The following is a 16,162-nucleotide window of genomic DNA, read 5'->3' as shown; positions in this document are numbered from 1 at the left end:
GGCCATCCGCGACGTCGGCAACCGCCCCCACAAACTGTTCCTGCACTTCTTCGAGTCGCCCAGCGAGGTCCTCGGGGAGGACGGCAAGGTCGTCGGACTGCGTACCGAACGCACCGAGCTCGACGGCACTGGCAACGTCCGCGGCACCGGCAAGTACAACGACTGGGACGTCCAAGCGGTCTACCGCGCCGTCGGCTACCTCAGCCAGAACATCAGTGCGCTCCCGTTCGACGAGCAGGCCGGCACCATCCCCAACGAAGCCGGTCGCGTCGTCGAGTCCCCGCACTCCACCACTCCCGTCCCCGCCACGTACGTCACGGGCTGGATCAAGCGCGGACCCGTCGGCCTCATCGGTCACACCAAGGGCGACGCCAACGAAACCGTCGCGAACCTGCTCGAGGATGCGCCGAACTTCGCCGGTGCGGCCGAGCCGGATCTCGATGCCGTCACGTCGTTCCTCGAAGGCAAGCAGGTGCCCTTCACCACCTGGGACGGCTGGTACCGCCTCGACGCCCACGAACGTTCACTCGGTGAGCCCGAGGGCCGCGAGCGCGTGAAGGTCGTCGAGCGCGAGGACATGCTGAAGGCCTCCGAGCCCGACAAGGCCTAGAGCGGCTGGCGCCGCATGTGAGTGGAAACGCGTAGCAGGCTACGAATTTCCGCTCACATGCGCGAAGCGCCCTACACCCGAACCGCCAGCAGCTTTCCCTCGGTCTCGGTCTTGCGCTGATGCTCGTTGAAATCCGGTGCAGCACAGACGAACAGCGTGCGGCCGTCGGATCCGCCGAGTCCGCAGGCGAAGACCCCGAGGTCGAAGTCGAGCTGATCGAGCACCTCTCCACCCTGCGCGACGTGAAGCACCCGCTGACCCAGCGCATCGGCAATCCACATCGTGCCGTCGGTGTCGATGCAACATCCGTCGGCAGCCACTTTCACCTCGCCCAGAGCCGTTGCCATGTCCGTCGACGACGGCAGCTCACCGAACGTCGCCCAGTCACGCCGCTCCCCCAGTGACCCGTCCTCGGCGATGTCGAACGCACTGACCCGGTTACCGACCGTCTCGTCGACCAGCAGTTCACCCGAACCCGTGAACGCCATCCCGTTGGGGAAGTACAGATCCGATGCCACTACGTGTGCAGAACCGTCCGGGTCGACGCGAATCAGATCGGCCGTCTCGACGGGAGCGAAGTTCATCAGGTCGAACCCGAAATTCCCGATGTAGGCGCGGCCCTGCGCGTCCACGAGCATGTCGTTGAGGTTCGCCGTCACGTACGTCGACAGGTCGGCGTGGACGGTCAGCGAACCGTCGTGCTCGCGCAGCAGCAGTTTGTAGTCGCGCATCGACACGATCAGCAACCGGCCGTCCGGCAACCACCCCAGGCCCGACGGCTGATTGGGCACCTCGGCTTCGACTCGCACGTCGGAGCCGTCCTCGAGGGCAGAGACGACCCGGTGCGAATAGAAGTCCGATACCCAGATCCTCCCTTCGTGCCAGCGCGGACATTCGAAATAGGTGTAGCCGTCGAGAACGACAGTGGTCTCCGGTTTCATGTTTCGCATTCAAACACCGCGACACCGGGCCGCGACGGCGAATCAGCGAGCTGGCATGCTGAGACCCGTGTTCGACGCCCACTTGCACATCATCGACCCCCGTTTTCCGCTGATCGAGAACCACGGGTTCTTGCCCGATCCCTACACGGTCTCGAATTATCTGTACGACGTGGACGGGCTCGGCATCACCGGCGGTGCGGTGATCTCGGGATCGTTTCAGGGCACCGACCAGAGCTACCTGCTCGCTGCTCTGGAGACCCTCGGGCGCGGCTGGGTGGGCGTCACCCAGATCGATCCGGACTGCTCCGACGAGGACATCGTCGCGCTCGACGACGCGGGCGTGCGCGGTATGCGCTTCAACCTCAAACGCGGCGAGACGGATGTCGAGATGCTCACCACCCAGGCACGTCGCGTGCATGAACTGGTCGGGTGGCATGCCGAGCTGTACGTCGATGCGTCCCTGCTGCTCTCGCTCGAACCCATCCTCGCGAAGTTGCCGGCGGTGAGCATCGATCACCTGGGCTTGTCCACTCAGGGTCTGCCGTACCTCCTGAACCTCGTCGACCGCGGGGTACGCGTCAAGGCAACCGGATTCGGCCGAGTGGATCTCGACATCGCCGACACACTGCAGCAGATCCATCGAGTCAACCCCGCGGCGTTGATGTTCGGCACCGATCTGCCGGGCACCCGTGCCCCACGCCCGTTCTCGGAGAACGACATCGACATCATCACCCACGCCGTCGGCGGCGACCTACCCGCCGTGCTCGACGGTAATGCCCGGGCTTGGTATCGGGTCCCCTAGGCCCTCAGACGAGTACTGCTCCCCCGAGCCACACCGCTGAGGCGAGCAACGCGCCGAACAGTTCCACCAGGATCGACAACCCCGCGGCCTTGGTGGCGTGCACGGTCGATCGCCAGGCCTCGGAATGGCTGCGGTGCCTGGGCACTTCGGCCACGTAGACGCCTGCGATGAAACCGAAGAACAGCCCGACGACGGGGATGACGAAAAATCCGACGATGCCGAGCAGGCCGCCGACCACCAGCGATCGCATCGGCACGCCCGCCTCCCGCATGCGACGGCCCGGCCAGGTGTATTTCACGACGCCGCTCAGCACCAGCAATAACGTCACGATCGCGAACACCGTCCATGCGGCCGCTCCGCCGGTGAGCCACGCCCACACCGCGACCGCCGCGAAGATCAAGATTGTGCCGGGCAGAATCGGGACGACGATGCCGACGAGGCCGACCAGAATCACCAGGCCGACCAGGACTTCTCCGAGCGCGCTCATGAGCTCAGTGTGCCCTGTGCCGGGTCAGACGACAGGACGAACCTTGCCTGCCGCCTCGCGGGCCCGGCTCCGCGCCGTCTCGATGTCCGACGCGGTCGACACCGCGACACCCATCCGGCGCCGGACGAAACTCGTCGGCTTGCCGAACAGGCGCAGGTCGGTCTCGGGAACCGCCAACGCATCGGCGACGCCTTCGAAGGAAATGCCGTCCGCATCGACACCGCCGTAGATCACGGCCGACGCGCCGGGCGAGAGCAGCGTCGTGTCGATCGGCAAACCGAGTACGGCGCGGGCATGCAGCTCGAACTCCGAGAACCGTTGCGTCCGAAGCGTTACCAGACCCGTATCGTGCGGCCTGGGGCTGACCTCGGAGAAGTACACGGTGTCGCCCTGAACGAACAACTCGACACCGAACAGCCCGCGCCCACCGAGCGCCGTCGTAATGCGCTCGGCGACGTCGCGGGCACCGGCGAGGGCCGCGTCGGACATCGGCTGCGGCTGCCAGGATTCGATGTAGTCGCCGGATTCCTGTAGGTGGCCGATAGGCTCGCAGAAAAAAGTTCCGTCGACGGCTCGAACCGTGAGAAGTGTTATCTCGTAATCGAAGTCGACGAATCCCTCGACGATGACGCGGCCGAGGTCGACGCGACCACCCTTCAGTGCGTACTCCCAGGCCGCCTCGACATCGGCGTCACTGCGTACAACGGACTGCCCCTTGCCCGACGACGACATGACCGGCTTGATAACGGCCGGAAAACCTATGGCGGACAATGCTTGTCGAACGTCGTCCAGCGAATCGGCGAAAGCGTAGGGCGAGGTCGGCAGCCCGAGTTCCTCGGCTGCCAATCGCCTGATGCCCTCGCGGTTCATCGTCAACTGCGTCGCCCGAGCCGTGGGAATCACCACGCTTCGGCCTCGGGCTTCCACCTCGGCGAGGGCATCGGTGGCTATGGCCTCGATCTCCGGAACCACGAAGTCGGGCTGCTGCGAATCGATCAGTGCCAGAAGCTCTTCCGGGTCGCTCATATCGATAGTGAATGCGTGGTGGGCCACCTGATGGCCGGGAGCATTGTCGTAGCGATCGACGGCGATCACCTCGACACCGAGGCGTTGGAACGCGATGATGACTTCTTTACCCAACTCACCTGAGCCGAGCAGCATGACCCGGGTCGCGCCGGGAGTCAGTGGAGTACCGATGCGGACGGGATCTGGGGCAGTCACAGCCCTATTTATCCACACCCACATTACTTGGACGACCTAGTACAAGTTAGTCTCCATGCACAATCGCAGCGCACAACGTCGGAACGAGGCAATCAACGTGTCGAACACTGGTGGACCGCTCGCAGGGCTCCGCGTCGTCGAACTCGCAGGAATCGGGCCCGGCCCGCACGCGGCACTGCTGCTGGCAGACCTCGGCGCAGACGTCGTGCGCGTGCAACGCGCCGGACAGATCTCTCCTCACGACCACCAGCTGCGCAGCCGCACCATCGTCGAGGCGAACCTCAAGGACCCCGCCGACATCGAGAAGGTTCTCGGCCTCGTCGAGCGCGCCGACGTGCTGATCGAGGGATTCCGCCCCGGTGTCACCGAGCGACTCGGCCTGGGACCCGACGACGCCCTGGCCCGCAACCCCCGCCTGGTCTACGGCCGCATGACCGGCTGGGGTCAGGAAGGCCCCTGGGCCCAGACCGCAGGCCACGACATCAACTACATCTCCGTCACCGGGGTGCTCAACGCGATCGGCCGTGCGGGCGAGCGCCCGGTGCCGCCGCTGAACATGGTCGGCGATTTCGGTGGCGGCTCGATGTTCCTCGTCTTCGGCATCATGGCGGCGCTCTACGAACGACAGAACTCCGGGCAGGGCCAGGTGGTGGACGCCGCCATGGTCGACGGCACCGCCGCACTCTCGCACATGATCTGGTCGTGGCGTGGAGTCGGAGCCTGGAGCGACGACCGCGGCACCAACCTTCTCGATACCGGCGCACCGTTCTACGACACCTACGAGACCTCCGACGGCCAGTACATGGCAGTCGGCTCACTGGAGCCACAGTTCTACGCGCAGCTCCTCACCGGACTCGGCCTATCCGATGCGGACCTACCGTCGCAGATGGACAAGTCACGCTGGCCGGAACTGCGCGAGAAGTTCACTTCGACATTCCTGACCAAGACCCGCGACGAATGGGCCACGATCTTCGACGGCACCGACGCATGCGTGTCGCCGGTCCTCACCTTCGCCGAGGCCCCGAACCACCCGCACATGAAGGATCGAGACTCGCTGATCGATGTCGGCGGCGTCACGCAACACCGTCCGGCACCGCGGTTCTCCCGCACCGAGAACGGAGTCCCGACGCCACCGCCCGGCACGGCAACCGACATCGCGTCGGTCTGGGCGTAACCGTCTGCGCCGAACTCGAAGTTATGGACAGTTTTCGGGTGATTTCCATCCATAACTTCGAGTTCGCGGTCAGAACACCAGCCGCTCAGAACACCAGGGCCGGCTGCTCCGCTTCGGCACTCGGGGCCAAGGCTCGATACGCCGCGGCCGTCGCTGCAACAGCGGCCCGAAGTTCCTGCGGCTCACGGGTGTACGGCAGCCTGAGGTAGCGCTCGAAGGCACCCTCCACGCCGAATCGCGGTCCCGCTGCCAACACCGCTCCGAATGCGGGAGCCGTGGCAGCCAACGCACTCGATACCGGAGCGGGCAGCTGCAACCACAGCGACATGCCACCCTCGGAACGCCGATAGCGCCAGTCCGGAACATGTTCGGCCAGAGCATCTTCGAGAATGTCCCGACGCTCACGCAGTTGGGACCGACGCAGATCGAGGGCCGGTTCCGCGTCCTGAAGCAGAAACGACGACGCCAACTGGTCCATGATCGACGTACCAAGGTCGTGTGCTGCCCGCGAACCAGCGAGCTGTGAGACCAGCGACGGGTGTGCCCTGATCCACCCGATGCGCAGGCCACCCCAGAACGACTTGGACGCCGAACCGATCGTGACAATATCCGAACCGGAGACCCGCCCGAACGATGCGACCGGCGGTGGCGGCGGCGCGTCGAGCCACAGGTCGACCATGGTCTCGTCGACGATGAGCGTCATTCGGGTGTCGCGGGTGATGCGCGCGAGTTCGGCCCTGCCCTCGGCACTCAGCACCTGCCCGGTCGGGTTGTGGAAGTCCGGAATCAGATATGCCACCTTGGCTGCCGTTTGTCTTGCCGCGCTGCGGATTCCGTCGAGATCCCAGTCGCCGTCCGCGGGGCGCACCGGCACCGGCACGGGCCGCGCACCCACTCGCCTGATGGCCTCGAGGGCATTGGGATACGTGGGGTGATCGATCAGGACGCGATCGCCGGGCGAGGTCAGTGTGCCCAGCAGAAGCCGAACTGCCTGCTGCGCACCGGAGGTGACCATGATCTGGTCCGCGGTTGTCGGCAGTCCACGTTCGACGAAGCGCTGTGCGATGGCCTCACGCAGCACCGCGAGACCGATGGGCTCCATACCGTGCGTCGGCAGATACGCCGGAAGTGCTTGCAGCGCAGACTCGTATGCGGCCGTCATGGTGCCGTCCGCGGCCGACATCGCCGCGTGAGACATGTCCACCACCGGACCCGACGGCGACGTCGATTGAATCAGCAGCCCGTTCGGGCTGGGGGCAGAGGGCAGAGCGACCGTACTGCGTGAGCCCTGCTTGCTGATGAGATACCCCTCGTCACGCAGCACCGAATACGAGGAGGTGATCGTCGTGCGACTCAGGTCGAGAGCAGCAGACAGATCGCGTTCGCTCGGCAGCCCTACGCCGAGCGGAATCCGGCCGTCGTGAATCAGCAGACGGACGCCGTCTGCCAACGCGCGATACGTCGGACGCGAGGCCTTGCGCTTGCCGGATCCATCCGCGGAGGCGTCGGCGCGCCAGCTACCGAGATCGCGGGCCAGTGACGTTGCATTGAGAACTCTCGAGGCCATGCTCCCCAGTATTCGCGCACTGGCATCGAACCTTCAAGTCCATTCGCCGATCAACTGGACTGCTCCGGGGCGACGGGTGGATACTGGATCCATGCCGAGCAGCACGCTCTTCGACACCGCCATAGGACGCTGCGGTATCGCGTGGACCGAGGACGGAGTAGTCGCCGTTGCGTTGCCCGAGCCGTCGGACGAGGCAATGGAGGATTACCTGGCCGGCTTCGGCGCTGCGCACGGGCAGGTAGATGCACTTGCGGCCGATGCGATCGACCGAATTGTCGGCCTGCTGGGCGGACGTACCGTCGATATGAGGCCGATTCCGCTGGTTCTCGACGTCTCCGAGTTCGACGCGTCGGTATACACCGTGTGCAGCGAGATTCCCCGGGGCTCGACCCTCACCTACGGCGACATAGCCCGCCGACTCGGCCATCCCGGTGCGGCCCAAGCGGTAGGCGGAGCACTCGGACGCAATCCCGTGCCGATCATCGTCCCGTGCCATCGAGTACTCGGCGCGGGCACGGAAGTCGGAGGCTTCTCGGCACCGGGCGGAGCGAACACCAAACAACGAATTCTCGGTATCGAGGGAGTACCGGGGTTCGACGAGCCGACATTGTTCTGAATTATCGCGGTCGCAATTGAGACTCCACGACCGGATAAGCGGCTTGGAACAGGGAAGAGGAATAGTTTTCAGGCAGAAACTTCAAGCGAAGAAAGAGGGCCGTCGACTGCCGATACCAATACAGCGTCCGGCCCGGGGCTGACGTCCGATTCATCCGATCGACCACCGATGGTGAACGCACCCACTTCCGGCAACCAGCCGATGGCTCCACGCTGAAAAAGGTTGTATCTACCGGAACCGGTGGGTGTCGGACGCTCGTTGCTGATCGGATAGCCAAGTGCGCCATAGGGTCCCCCATGTCCCAGGTACCAGTCCAGGATGGGACCGTGCACCTCGTGCGCACCACCTTCGGGTAGCGCGAACACGGTGGCGTGCGTGAAATCGAGCATTCCCCCGCCTTCGGGCCCGAGCATGAATTCACCGGTCTGCGCGCCGATCCAGGGATGTTCGTAAGCGAACCGATCGAATTGGTAGCTGAAAACTTCCAATCCGTTGTAATTTTCAGTCATCGCCCGACCTTCCTTCGCCCAACCTGGTCGCAATTATCCACGCCGATGAGTGGCGGCGCCCTCCAATTCCGACATATATGTGAATGAGCGCTATTCGAGTGCGCTCGGGAAAGAAGGAGACCCCGAGGCGTTGCGCCTCGGGGCCTGTCATTTCACCGAAATGTCTACCGCAGAATGTCCCGGCGAACGATGGTTTCGTCGCGGCCCGGTCCGACGCCGATGCACGACATGTACGCACCCGACAGCTCTTCGAGACGCAGGACGTAGTTCTGCGCGTTGATCGGCAGTTCCTCGAACGTCCGGGCACCGGAGATGTCTTCCCACCAACCGGGCATCTCCTCGTAGATCGGCTTCGCGTGATGGAAGCCGGTCTGCGTCATCGGCATTTCGTCGTGCCGCACACCGTCCACGTCGTACGCAACGCAGATCGGCACCGTGTCCAAGCTGGACAGCACATCGAGCTTGGTCAGGAAGTAGTCGGTGATGCCGTTGACGCGGGTGGCGTATCGCGCGATGACGGCATCGAACCAACCGGTGCGCCTGGCGCGACCGGTGGTGACGCCCACCTCGCCGCCCTGCTTGGCCAGGTACTCGCCGTGGTTGTCGAACAACTCCGTCGGGAACGGACCCGAGCCGACACGCGTCGTGTAGGCCTTCAGGATGCCGAGCACGGTCCCGATCTTGTTGGGGCCGATGCCGGAGCCGACCGATGCGCCTCCCGCCGTCGGATTCGAGGACGTGACGTAGGGGTACGTTCCGTGATCGACGTCGAGCAGCGTGCCCTGCGAGCCTTCGAGCAGAATGGTCTCGCCGCGCTCGAGCGCCAGGTTCAGCTGGAGCCTGGTGTCGGTGATGCGGTGCTTGAAGCCCTCTGCCTGCTCGAGCACCTCGTCGACTACCTGCTGTGAATCCAACGCCCGCCGGTTGTAGATCTTCGAGAGCACCTGGTTCTTGAATTCGAGTGCGGCCTCGACCTTCTGGGTCAGAATTTTCTCATCGAGCACATCGGCCGCTCGGACTCCGACGCGGGCGATCTTGTCCTGGTAGCAGGGCCCGATACCGCGTCCGGTGGTACCGATCTTCTTGGCACCGAGGAAACGCTCGGTCACCTTGTCGATGGCCACGTGGTACGGCATGATCAGGTGCGCATCGGCGCTGAGCAGCAGGTTCGAGGTGTCGACGTCGCGCTTTTCCAGCCCGTCGAGCTCGGTCAGCAACACACCCGGATCGACGACGACGCCGTTACCGATGACGTTCTTCACGCCCGGGGTGAGGATTCCCGACGGGATCAGATGTAGCGCGAACTTGTCGCCGTTCGGAAGCACAACGGTGTGCCCGGCGTTGTTGCCGCCCTGGTAACGAACGACCCATTGAAGGCGTTCGCCGAAAAGGTCGGTGGCTTTGCCTTTGCCCTCGTCGCCCCACTGGGCGCCGATCAGGACTATCGCCGGCATGTGCTCTCCTACGTTGCTTTCGTGCGAGGACGTGCTGCAGATTTGCTCGAACGAATGCAGCAGTCACCATTTGTCGCAGGCGCGACAGTGGCCGGGAGAACAGTCTAGCCGAGCCGGTGAGCTGGCCCGCATGCCGCTACGGTGGAACCGAAACGAGGGCACTATGGTCGTGACGAGGTTCGACCGAAGACCGAGGAGCGCCGTGACACCGTTCGTTCTGCACTGCGGAAGTCCGCTGCTGCCGATCGCGCTGACCGACGTCCCGCTGCGTAGCGCCGATGCCGTACCGACCGACGACGACTGCAGCGCCCTCTTCTCCGACATCGAATCCGCTCCCGCACCCCGCATCATCGTCCTGGGCGACGACGCCTCCCTGGCCGCAGTATTGACCCGGTTGATGCGAACCGACCGCCTGCACGTCGAAGTCGCTTTCGTACCGGAGACCGCGACCAACGCAGCCCACATCTACAAGCTCGGTACCGGTTCGCGCGCCGCCAAAGTAGCGCTCACCGGGACGGCGTCGAGCACACCCCTGATTCGCGACGACGCAGGCAAAGCCGTCGTCGGCCGGGCGCTCCTCGGCGGTGCCGACGGAGCAGTACTCGAGGGCGAGGCCTACGTCGACGACACCCGCCTGTTCTCCGGCGTCGTACCCGGCGTCGAGGTGGCACCCACCCCGGAGCTGCCGGGCCTGCGCGCGCGAGTGATCGGCCGTCGACGTCTGCTGCCCCGCCGCTGGGTGAGCGGGCGCGCGATGCAACTCGGCTCCCCCGCAGCTCAACTGCTGCGCGACGGCATCGCCGGCGACAGAACGGTGAAGAGATCCACGTTCTACCGCCACGATCAGGAGTGGTTGCTGGTCCGATGACCGTCCCACTGGTCCGATGACCGTTCCACTACGGCGCAGTCCCGTTCTGCCGAGCCCGGTGTTCGTTGCCGTTCTGGCTGTCGCAGGAGTGGGCGGCGCGCTGGCCTGGACGGCCGGGGACGTCACGTCGTTCACGGCGCGGCTCGGGGTGTTCGTTCTGGTCCTTGCCGGCTGGATCGCCTCGGTCTGCCTGCACGAGTTCGGCCACGCCTTCACCGCATTTCGCGCCGGCGATCGCGAAGTCGAGCTCCGCGGCTATCTGACGCTCAACCCGCTGAAGTACACCCACCCGTTGCTCTCGATCGTCCTGCCGGTGGTGTTTATCGCGATCGGCGGAATCGGACTGCCGGGCGGTGCCGTATACCTGCGCACGGGCCAGTTCTCGGCGTCGACGCAACGGCGCATCGCCCTGGCCGGTCCGTTCGCCAATGCCATTGTCGCCGTAGCACTTCTGGTCGTCATCAGACTGTTCGGCACGGACGGCACTCACCCCGCGTTCTGGTACGGGCTCAGCTTCCTGGCGTTCCTGCAGATCATGGCCACCATCCTCAATCTGATTCCGGTACCGGGACTCGACGGATACGCCGCGCTGGAGCCCTCGCTCTCACCTGCGACGAGGGCATCGCTGGCGCAGTTCAAGACGTACGGTCTGCTCGTACTCGTGGCCTTGCTGTTCGTGCCCGCAGTCAACTCTGCATTCTTCGGAGCGATCTACACCCTGTTCGGGCTGTCCGGTGTTCCCGAGTTCTTCGCCGGTAACGGCAACTACCTGATGCGATTCTGGTTGTAGCTCAACCGTTGTCGAGTGCGATGTTCGACGCGAGGTCGCGCAGAGATATACGCAGAGAGGTCGGCTCGAGCACCCGGACTCCCCCACCGAGCCCGATCAGCTGTCCGAGCGCCACTTCCTCGCTCTCGAGCATCAGGTCCACGGTGGTCCAGCCGTCGTCGTCGGGCGGCGCAGTTGCCGGCATCGCCGTAGCACCGATCACCCGAGGCAGAGCGCGAATTGCGGAGTCGGACAGACGAACACGACATGCATACGTCAGCAGCGACCGATCGAACTCCGCCATCGACGCGTTCCACCACTGCGCGAGGTCGAATCCCTCGGGCCGAACGACCGGAGTTTTCGACTCCGTGACGCTGCCGATCCGGTCGACCCGAAACGACAGGACGCGCTCGCCGCGCGTGGCCACCAGGTACCAGACCGACGCCTTCGCCACGAGACCGAGCGGCCCGACGACCCGTCTCCCACCGCGGTAATCCATCTCGATCTCCCGACCTCCGAGCACCGCACGAGCCAGCACCGGCACGACATCGTTCGCGGCGGGCACGGTGAACCACCCGGGAACGTCCACGTGCACACGCTCACGCCACAGTTGCGCGCTCGCCCGCAACGGAACCGGCAATGCGCCGAGAAGCTTGCTCTCGGCCGCAGCGGTGACATCGGACAGACCCAGGTCGGCAGCGATCGAGGGCATCCCGAGAAGCATCAGCGCCGACGTTTCGGTCCCGGTCATACCGGTCAGTGAAGACTGCCACCCGTCGAGCAGCCGGATGCCGCCGCCGGGGCCGGTTTCGGTCCACAGTGGCACTCCGGCCGCACCGAGTGCGCCGATGTCGCGGTAGATGGTTCGGACGGATACCTCGACCTGGTCGGCCAGGGACTGTGCAGTCGCCGTTCGCCCCTGCTGGAGCAGCAGCATGATGCGGAGCAACCGCGCGGAACGCATGTCTCGATATTACTGACACAAGGTGTCAGTAATGGTGGCGAATACTCGTCACCATGACGACGTGGAACGAGTTCTCGACAGCAGCACCGAACCTGGCCTCGGCGGTACGGGCCAGATTCACCGCTCACAAGCACCATGTTCTTGCGACACTACGAGCAGACGGCTCGCCGCGCGTGAGCGGAACCGAGGTGGAATTCGACGCGAGCGGCGTAGTGCGCCTCGGGTCGATGCTCGGTGCGGTCAAGGCGCGGGACCTCCAACGCGACGGACGGTTCGCGCTGAACAGCAATCCGGGGCACCATTCCATGGAGGGCGGGGACGCGAAGATCGGCGGAGTGGCCGTCGAGATCACCGATCCGGCTGTGCTGCAACCGATATTCGACGCCGCGCCGGGCGAACTGGTGCCGTACCACGTGTTCGACCTCGACATCACCGAGATCGTGCTGACGTCCCTGGTGGACGATCACATGCAGATCGACGTCTGGCGTCCGGGCACCGAGGTTCGTACCGTCACCAGGTGATCTCTTCCTTGCACGTTCGGCCGTGTGCCGCCGGCTCGACCTGCACCGTGGCGTGGTCGAGTCCGTAGGTGGACAACAACGACTTGGCACGATCGAGCACCATCGACGACGAACCCTCGCACTCGAGATGCACTGTGGCCACATCCATTCCGGTGGTGAGCGTCCACACGTGCAGGTCGTGCACTCCGGTCACTCCGGGAAGTGCGCTCAGGTCCCCTGTCAACGCGTCCACGTCGACGTCCGCCGGACTGGCCTGGGTGAGAATGCGTAGCGCAGAGCCGGCCAGCTTGATCGCTCGCGGAATCACCCACAGGGAAATCAGCACACCCACGACGATGTCCACCCAGGTCCACTGGAACAGCAGCATCAGCACACCGCCGACGAGCACCCCCACACTGCCGACCGCATCGGCCAGGACTTCCATGTATGCGCCGCGGACCGCGAGCGAGTCCTTGGCGTCTCCGCGAATGAGCAGCATGACAACGATGTTGGCCGCGAGACCGGCGGCCGCAGTGAGAATGAGTGGTAGGCCCGGGATTTCGGGAGCGTCACCGATTCGCGATACTGCCTCGTACATGATGAAGGCCGCAACACCCAGCAGCAGAACAGCATTGGCGATGGCAGTCAACACCTCCGCGCGGTGCCAACCGAAAGTTCTTGCCGCGGCAGCGCTTCCCTTACGTGCCAGCAGAAGTGCAATCAAACCCATGGACATACCGAGTACGTCTGTGAGCATGTGGCCGGCGTCGGCGAGCAGTCCGAGCGAGCCGATCGCCAGCGCCACTGTCGCCTCGACGACGAGGAACACCACCAGAATGGCGAGAGCGACAACCATCTTGCGTACGCGGGACTTGGGTGGCCCTGCGGGCGAATGACCGCCCACACCGTGACTGTGCCCGTGACCGGCGCCCATGACTCCCCCTTGCGTGCCTGTATCTACTTCCGGCAGTCACCATATGCGTACATACGCATATATGCAATGGTGTCGTGCGGGCCGCAGGCTCCGGTTCACAACTCCGGCGGGACGTGCGGATGCTTCACCGTCGGCGGAAGCGTCGCCAACGCAGAAATGCGCTTGAGCCCGGCGACCTGCAGCAAGTCGACGATGATGGACCGCAACTGAGCCAGCACCACGGTCGCCGACAGACCGGCATTCGAGATCAACTCCGGTTTGGCACCGGCCGCAACCGAACGCAACACCCGCGCAGCCTCCGCCGCATCCGGCTTCTGTCCCGGATCGGCCAGAATCATCTGGCGTAGGACTTCCACCGCGTGCGCCAGCTTCTCCACCTCGTCGACGACACGTGGATCGAGAATCTCGTCGTCTCGCACCAGCGTCAGCGACCGCCGAGCGAGCACCCGAATGTTGCGGACGGCATTGTCGATGGGATCGGCCGTCGCCGCGAGTGCGGCCAGACGATTGCGATGATTCCAGTACATCGGCGAGATCCGGGCAATTTCCCGGCCGCCTTTGAGGTCGGTTCGGAGCGCATCGATACCCGACTGCGTTGCACGCGCCTTACGCAGCGCCTCCTCGATCGGTTTGGGATCGTTCGCCACCAAACCGTCGGCCACCTTCTGCAACACACTTGCAGCCGTAGCCAGGACGTTCGCCGCATCCTTGCGGGCCCGCCACACTGGATGCGTCGGAATCAACGCCACGATCGCGATGCCGACCAGACCGCCGACCAACGCGTCGACCATGCGGTTGGGGCCACCCATGTTGCCCGGCGGGATCAGGGTCGCCACCAGCACGGCGGACGATCCGGCCTGCATCGCGATGATCGGACCACCGTCGAGGAACACCGCGGCCGACATCGCCAACACGACCACCAACGCGATCTGCCACGGCCCGCTGCCGATCAGCGAGATGAGCAGATCGCCGATGCCGATGCCCACCGTCACTCCGACGACGAGCTCGGCCGATCGGCGCAGGCGAGCGCCGAGCGAGACGCCCAGCGAGACGACAGCGGCGATCGGCGCGAAGAACGGGCTCTCGTGACCGACGATGTCCGTCGCGACGAACCACGCCACACCTGCGGCCAACGCGCACTGAATGATGGGCAGCAGCGACAACTTCAGCCGAGCACTGCCCGATTTCAGCCGGGTGCGCCCCCGCGAGCGGCTGGCACGGGCTCGATCAGCCCAGGCCGAGCGCTTCTGCTGCCTTGGGGTCACAGTCTTCGAGGAGGTCGAGGCAGCGGGCGTACTCGTCGTTCTCGTTGATGTCGCGGGCGGCTTTGGCGAGGACTGCGACGCATCGGAGGAATCCGCGGTTGGGCTCATGGCTGTACGGGACCGGCCCGAATCCCTTCCATCCATTACGACGCAACTGGTCCAGACCTCGGTGATATCCGGTACGCGCATAGGCGTAGGCGGTGATGGTGGCACCCGATTCGAGCGCGCCCTCGGCAAGATATGCCCACGCGATGGACGCGGTCGGATGCGCAGCTGCGACCGTCTCGGGGGCCTCGTGATTCAGCAGTGCGGATTCGGCCTCGTCGTCGCCGGGCAACAGTGTGGGTTGGGGTCCGAGCAGATCACCGAAAGAAGTCATGGCGCTCATTGTGCCCCTACGTCACCGAATCGTGTCCGAACACCCCCGCATCGCTCCTGCCGGACCGCAGATGCGGTCGATAGGCTGCCAGCTGACGAAATTTCAGACATACCGCTCTTGCAAGAATTCGGTGAACGAGGGAGAACGCATGCCGGACGAGAAGAAGAATGCACCCTCCGAGGCCGACGCCGCCACCGAGAAAATCGATCTGGGCAAGAAGAAGCTGGTCGACGAGCCCGCCGACACTCCGACCGAGAAGATCGCCACTGATCCAGCCGAGGTACCGGCAGCCAAGCCTGTCGCAAAACCGACCGCGGCACCGCGTCGTATTCCACCACGAGACACCGCTGCTGGTTCCTCGAAAGCTGTTGCGGCAGAGAAGAAACCACCGGCGGAAAAGAAAGCACCGGCCGTGGAGCCGCAACCGGTTGGGCCCCGCAGGATCGAGCCGCAGCAGGTCGGCGCCAAACAGGTCGGTGCCGGTGCCAAACAGGCAGTTCCCCAGCGCGTCGGACCGCCGCCCGCGGAGCCGAAGAAGCCGAGCCACAAGAAGTGGTGGGCGGCACTGGTGTCCGCGGTGGTCGTGATCGCAGTGGTTGCCGCTGGGGCATACCTGCTGATCGACCGCACGAGCGAGGACAACTCACCGGAGGCGCAGATCCGGTCGACCGTCGAATCGTTCACCAGGGCGCTGGCCGGCGGTGACCTGGCCACGCTTCGCAGCACCTCGTGCGGGGATCTGGCGACCTTCTACCGCGATATCCCGGACACCGAGTTCGCCGACGTCCACCGCGTCTCGGTGGAGCAGGGCAGCATTCCGACCGTCGACAGCATCGACGCCATTCAGGTCACCGACACCACCACCGCGATCGCGCAGGTGATCGCGCACACCGATGCCAATCCGAACGATCGGTCGCCGCGCACCTTCGACCTGAGCCTGGAAGGCGATCAGTGGAAGGTGTGCAGCTGACGCTGCATGTGCGCGGAAACTCGTAGCCTGCTACGTGTTCAGTCCGGGGACATATGAGACACGAGATGTCCAGGGACATGTGACACACGGGCTGTGGTGATGCTGCGGGGCACTGTGACCGGCTATGGAGTA

The 16,162-nt window shown here is 64.8% G+C and carries 17 protein-coding genes and 1 pseudogene; 8 read left to right on the top strand and 10 right to left on the bottom strand.

What is annotated here, in order from left to right; translation table 11 throughout:
- A pseudogene (locus tag ACQR3T_RS28580) lies at positions 1 to 610 on the top strand (pyridine nucleotide-disulfide oxidoreductase); the annotation flags it as partial.
- Between the two features lie 71 nt (positions 611 to 681).
- On the opposite strand, the gene ACQR3T_RS28575 reads toward ACQR3T_RS28580, so the two are convergent.
- A complete protein-coding gene (locus ACQR3T_RS28575) occupies positions 682 to 1,551 on the bottom strand; it encodes an SMP-30/gluconolactonase/LRE family protein (protein ID WP_428695798.1) in 870 nt (289 codons plus the stop codon).
- A 55-nt stretch (positions 1,552 to 1,606) separates the two neighbouring features.
- Here ACQR3T_RS28575 and ACQR3T_RS28570 point away from each other — a divergent pair, with 55 nt between their 5' ends.
- Positions 1,607 to 2,353: an amidohydrolase family protein gene (locus tag ACQR3T_RS28570; RefSeq protein WP_032380743.1), complete on the top strand. Its 747-nt coding sequence runs from the start codon at positions 1,607 to 1,609 to the stop codon at positions 2,351 to 2,353.
- 4 nt (positions 2,354 to 2,357) lie between these two features.
- Here ACQR3T_RS28570 and ACQR3T_RS28565 read toward each other — a convergent pair whose 3' ends face one another.
- Both ACQR3T_RS28565 and purT read right to left on the bottom strand, forming a co-directional pair.
- The gene (locus tag ACQR3T_RS28565) at positions 2,358 to 2,840 is read right to left on the bottom strand and encodes a DUF456 domain-containing protein (RefSeq protein WP_428695797.1); all 483 of its coding nucleotides are present in this window, start codon (positions 2,838 to 2,840) and stop codon (positions 2,358 to 2,360) included.
- 24 nt (positions 2,841 to 2,864) lie between these two features.
- Positions 2,865 to 4,061: a formate-dependent phosphoribosylglycinamide formyltransferase gene (gene purT / locus ACQR3T_RS28560; protein WP_428695796.1), complete on the bottom strand. Its 1,197-nt coding sequence runs from the start codon at positions 4,059 to 4,061 to the stop codon at positions 2,865 to 2,867.
- A gap of 97 nt (positions 4,062 to 4,158) precedes the next feature.
- On the opposite strand from purT, the gene ACQR3T_RS28555 reads away from it, so the two are divergent.
- Positions 4,159 to 5,235 (top strand): CaiB/BaiF CoA transferase family protein, encoded by a 1,077-nt coding sequence (locus tag ACQR3T_RS28555; RefSeq protein WP_428695795.1) that lies wholly within the window; start codon positions 4,159 to 4,161, stop codon positions 5,233 to 5,235.
- Between the two features lie 85 nt (positions 5,236 to 5,320).
- Here ACQR3T_RS28555 and ACQR3T_RS28550 read toward each other — a convergent pair whose 3' ends face one another.
- Positions 5,321 to 6,802 carry a PLP-dependent aminotransferase family protein gene (locus ACQR3T_RS28550; protein WP_032380741.1) on the bottom strand — a complete coding sequence of 494 codons (1,482 nt, stop codon included), beginning with the start codon at positions 6,800 to 6,802 and terminating at the stop codon, positions 5,321 to 5,323.
- Positions 6,803 to 6,893: 91 nt separating this feature from the next.
- Here ACQR3T_RS28550 and ACQR3T_RS28545 point away from each other — a divergent pair, with 91 nt between their 5' ends.
- Positions 6,894 to 7,418: a methylated-DNA--[protein]-cysteine S-methyltransferase gene (locus ACQR3T_RS28545; RefSeq protein WP_428695794.1), complete on the top strand. Its 525-nt coding sequence runs from the start codon at positions 6,894 to 6,896 to the stop codon at positions 7,416 to 7,418.
- A 68-nt stretch (positions 7,419 to 7,486) separates the two neighbouring features.
- Here ACQR3T_RS28545 and ACQR3T_RS28540 read toward each other — a convergent pair whose 3' ends face one another.
- Entirely contained in the window at positions 7,487 to 7,927 is a 441-nt protein-coding gene (locus ACQR3T_RS28540) for an LGFP repeat-containing protein (protein WP_032401544.1), read from the bottom strand.
- Positions 7,928 to 8,091: 164 nt separating this feature from the next.
- Positions 8,092 to 9,381, bottom strand: coding sequence for an adenylosuccinate synthase (locus ACQR3T_RS28535; RefSeq protein WP_032380192.1), 1,290 nt, complete (start codon positions 9,379 to 9,381; stop codon positions 8,092 to 8,094).
- A gap of 163 nt (positions 9,382 to 9,544) precedes the next feature.
- On the opposite strand from ACQR3T_RS28535, the gene ACQR3T_RS28530 reads away from it, so the two are divergent.
- Together ACQR3T_RS28530 and ACQR3T_RS28525 are read left to right on the top strand one after the other, a co-directional pair.
- Positions 9,545 to 10,249: a hypothetical protein gene (locus ACQR3T_RS28530; RefSeq protein ID WP_052070927.1), complete on the top strand. Its 705-nt coding sequence runs from the start codon at positions 9,545 to 9,547 to the stop codon at positions 10,247 to 10,249.
- Between the two features lie 16 nt (positions 10,250 to 10,265).
- Positions 10,266 to 11,039, top strand: coding sequence for a site-2 protease family protein (locus ACQR3T_RS28525; RefSeq protein ID WP_032380190.1), 774 nt, complete (start codon positions 10,266 to 10,268; stop codon positions 11,037 to 11,039).
- Between the two features lies 1 nt (position 11,040).
- On the opposite strand, the gene ACQR3T_RS28520 is transcribed toward ACQR3T_RS28525, so the two are convergent.
- A complete protein-coding gene (locus tag ACQR3T_RS28520; RefSeq protein ID WP_428695793.1) occupies positions 11,041 to 11,982 on the bottom strand; it encodes a helix-turn-helix transcriptional regulator in 942 nt (313 codons plus the stop codon).
- A gap of 53 nt (positions 11,983 to 12,035) precedes the next feature.
- On the opposite strand from ACQR3T_RS28520, the gene ACQR3T_RS28515 reads away from it, so the two are divergent.
- On the top strand, positions 12,036 to 12,503 hold the full coding sequence (locus ACQR3T_RS28515) for a pyridoxamine 5'-phosphate oxidase family protein (RefSeq protein ID WP_428695792.1): 468 nt from the start codon (positions 12,036 to 12,038) through the stop codon (positions 12,501 to 12,503).
- Here ACQR3T_RS28515 and ACQR3T_RS28510 read toward each other — a convergent pair.
- From ACQR3T_RS28510 to ACQR3T_RS28500, 3 genes are all read right to left on the bottom strand, one after another.
- Positions 12,493 to 13,416 carry a cation diffusion facilitator family transporter gene (locus ACQR3T_RS28510; RefSeq protein WP_032380187.1) on the bottom strand — a complete coding sequence of 308 codons (924 nt, stop codon included), beginning with the start codon at positions 13,414 to 13,416 and terminating at the stop codon, positions 12,493 to 12,495. The genes ACQR3T_RS28515 and ACQR3T_RS28510 overlap by 11 nt on opposite strands.
- A gap of 95 nt (positions 13,417 to 13,511) precedes the next feature.
- Positions 13,512 to 14,579 (bottom strand): FUSC family protein, encoded by a 1,068-nt coding sequence (locus ACQR3T_RS28505; RefSeq protein ID WP_170944738.1) that lies wholly within the window; start codon positions 14,577 to 14,579, stop codon positions 13,512 to 13,514.
- A gap of 64 nt (positions 14,580 to 14,643) precedes the next feature.
- A complete protein-coding gene (locus ACQR3T_RS28500; protein ID WP_032380738.1) occupies positions 14,644 to 15,060 on the bottom strand; it encodes a DUF3151 domain-containing protein in 417 nt (138 codons plus the stop codon).
- 148 nt (positions 15,061 to 15,208) lie between these two features.
- On the opposite strand from ACQR3T_RS28500, the gene ACQR3T_RS28495 reads away from it, so the two are divergent.
- Complete coding sequence (locus ACQR3T_RS28495) at positions 15,209 to 16,030, top strand: hypothetical protein (RefSeq protein WP_428695791.1); 822 nt, start codon at positions 15,209 to 15,211, stop codon at positions 16,028 to 16,030.
- The last annotated feature ends 132 nt before the right edge of the window (positions 16,031 to 16,162 follow it).

Origin of the sequence: Rhodococcus sp. IEGM1428 (genome assembly GCF_050321865.1) — a bacterium.
Classification (GTDB): Bacteria; Actinomycetota; Actinomycetes; order Mycobacteriales; family Mycobacteriaceae; genus Rhodococcoides.
This window is presented reverse-complemented; position numbering and strand designations above follow the sequence as displayed.

Coding starts and splice junctions, on each gene's coding strand:
- ACQR3T_RS28575 (WP_428695798.1), bottom strand. CDS start 1,551: ATGAAACCGGAGACCACTGTCGTTCTCGACGGCTACACCTATTTCGAA.
- ACQR3T_RS28510 (WP_032380187.1), bottom strand. CDS start 13,416: ATGGGCGCCGGTCACGGGCACAGTCACGGTGTGGGCGGTCATTCGCCC.
- ACQR3T_RS28515 (WP_428695792.1), top strand. CDS start 12,036: ATGACGACGTGGAACGAGTTCTCGACAGCAGCACCGAACCTGGCCTCG.
- ACQR3T_RS28535 (WP_032380192.1), bottom strand. CDS start 9,381: ATGCCGGCGATAGTCCTGATCGGCGCCCAGTGGGGCGACGAGGGCAAA.
- ACQR3T_RS28520 (WP_428695793.1), bottom strand. CDS start 11,982: ATGCGTTCCGCGCGGTTGCTCCGCATCATGCTGCTGCTCCAGCAGGGG.
- ACQR3T_RS28565 (WP_428695797.1), bottom strand. CDS start 2,840: ATGAGCGCGCTCGGAGAAGTCCTGGTCGGCCTGGTGATTCTGGTCGGC.
- ACQR3T_RS28550 (WP_032380741.1), bottom strand. CDS start 6,802: ATGGCCTCGAGAGTTCTCAATGCAACGTCACTGGCCCGCGATCTCGGT.
- ACQR3T_RS28570 (WP_032380743.1), top strand. CDS start 1,607: ATGCTGAGACCCGTGTTCGACGCCCACTTGCACATCATCGACCCCCGT.
- ACQR3T_RS28540 (WP_032401544.1), bottom strand. CDS start 7,927: ATGACTGAAAATTACAACGGATTGGAAGTTTTCAGCTACCAATTCGAT.
- ACQR3T_RS28525 (WP_032380190.1), top strand. CDS start 10,266: ATGACCGTTCCACTACGGCGCAGTCCCGTTCTGCCGAGCCCGGTGTTC.
- ACQR3T_RS28545 (WP_428695794.1), top strand. CDS start 6,894: ATGCCGAGCAGCACGCTCTTCGACACCGCCATAGGACGCTGCGGTATC.
- ACQR3T_RS28500 (WP_032380738.1), bottom strand. CDS start 15,060: ATGACTTCTTTCGGTGATCTGCTCGGACCCCAACCCACACTGTTGCCC.
- ACQR3T_RS28495 (WP_428695791.1), top strand. CDS start 15,209: ATGCCGGACGAGAAGAAGAATGCACCCTCCGAGGCCGACGCCGCCACC.
- ACQR3T_RS28530 (WP_052070927.1), top strand. CDS start 9,545: ATGGTCGTGACGAGGTTCGACCGAAGACCGAGGAGCGCCGTGACACCG.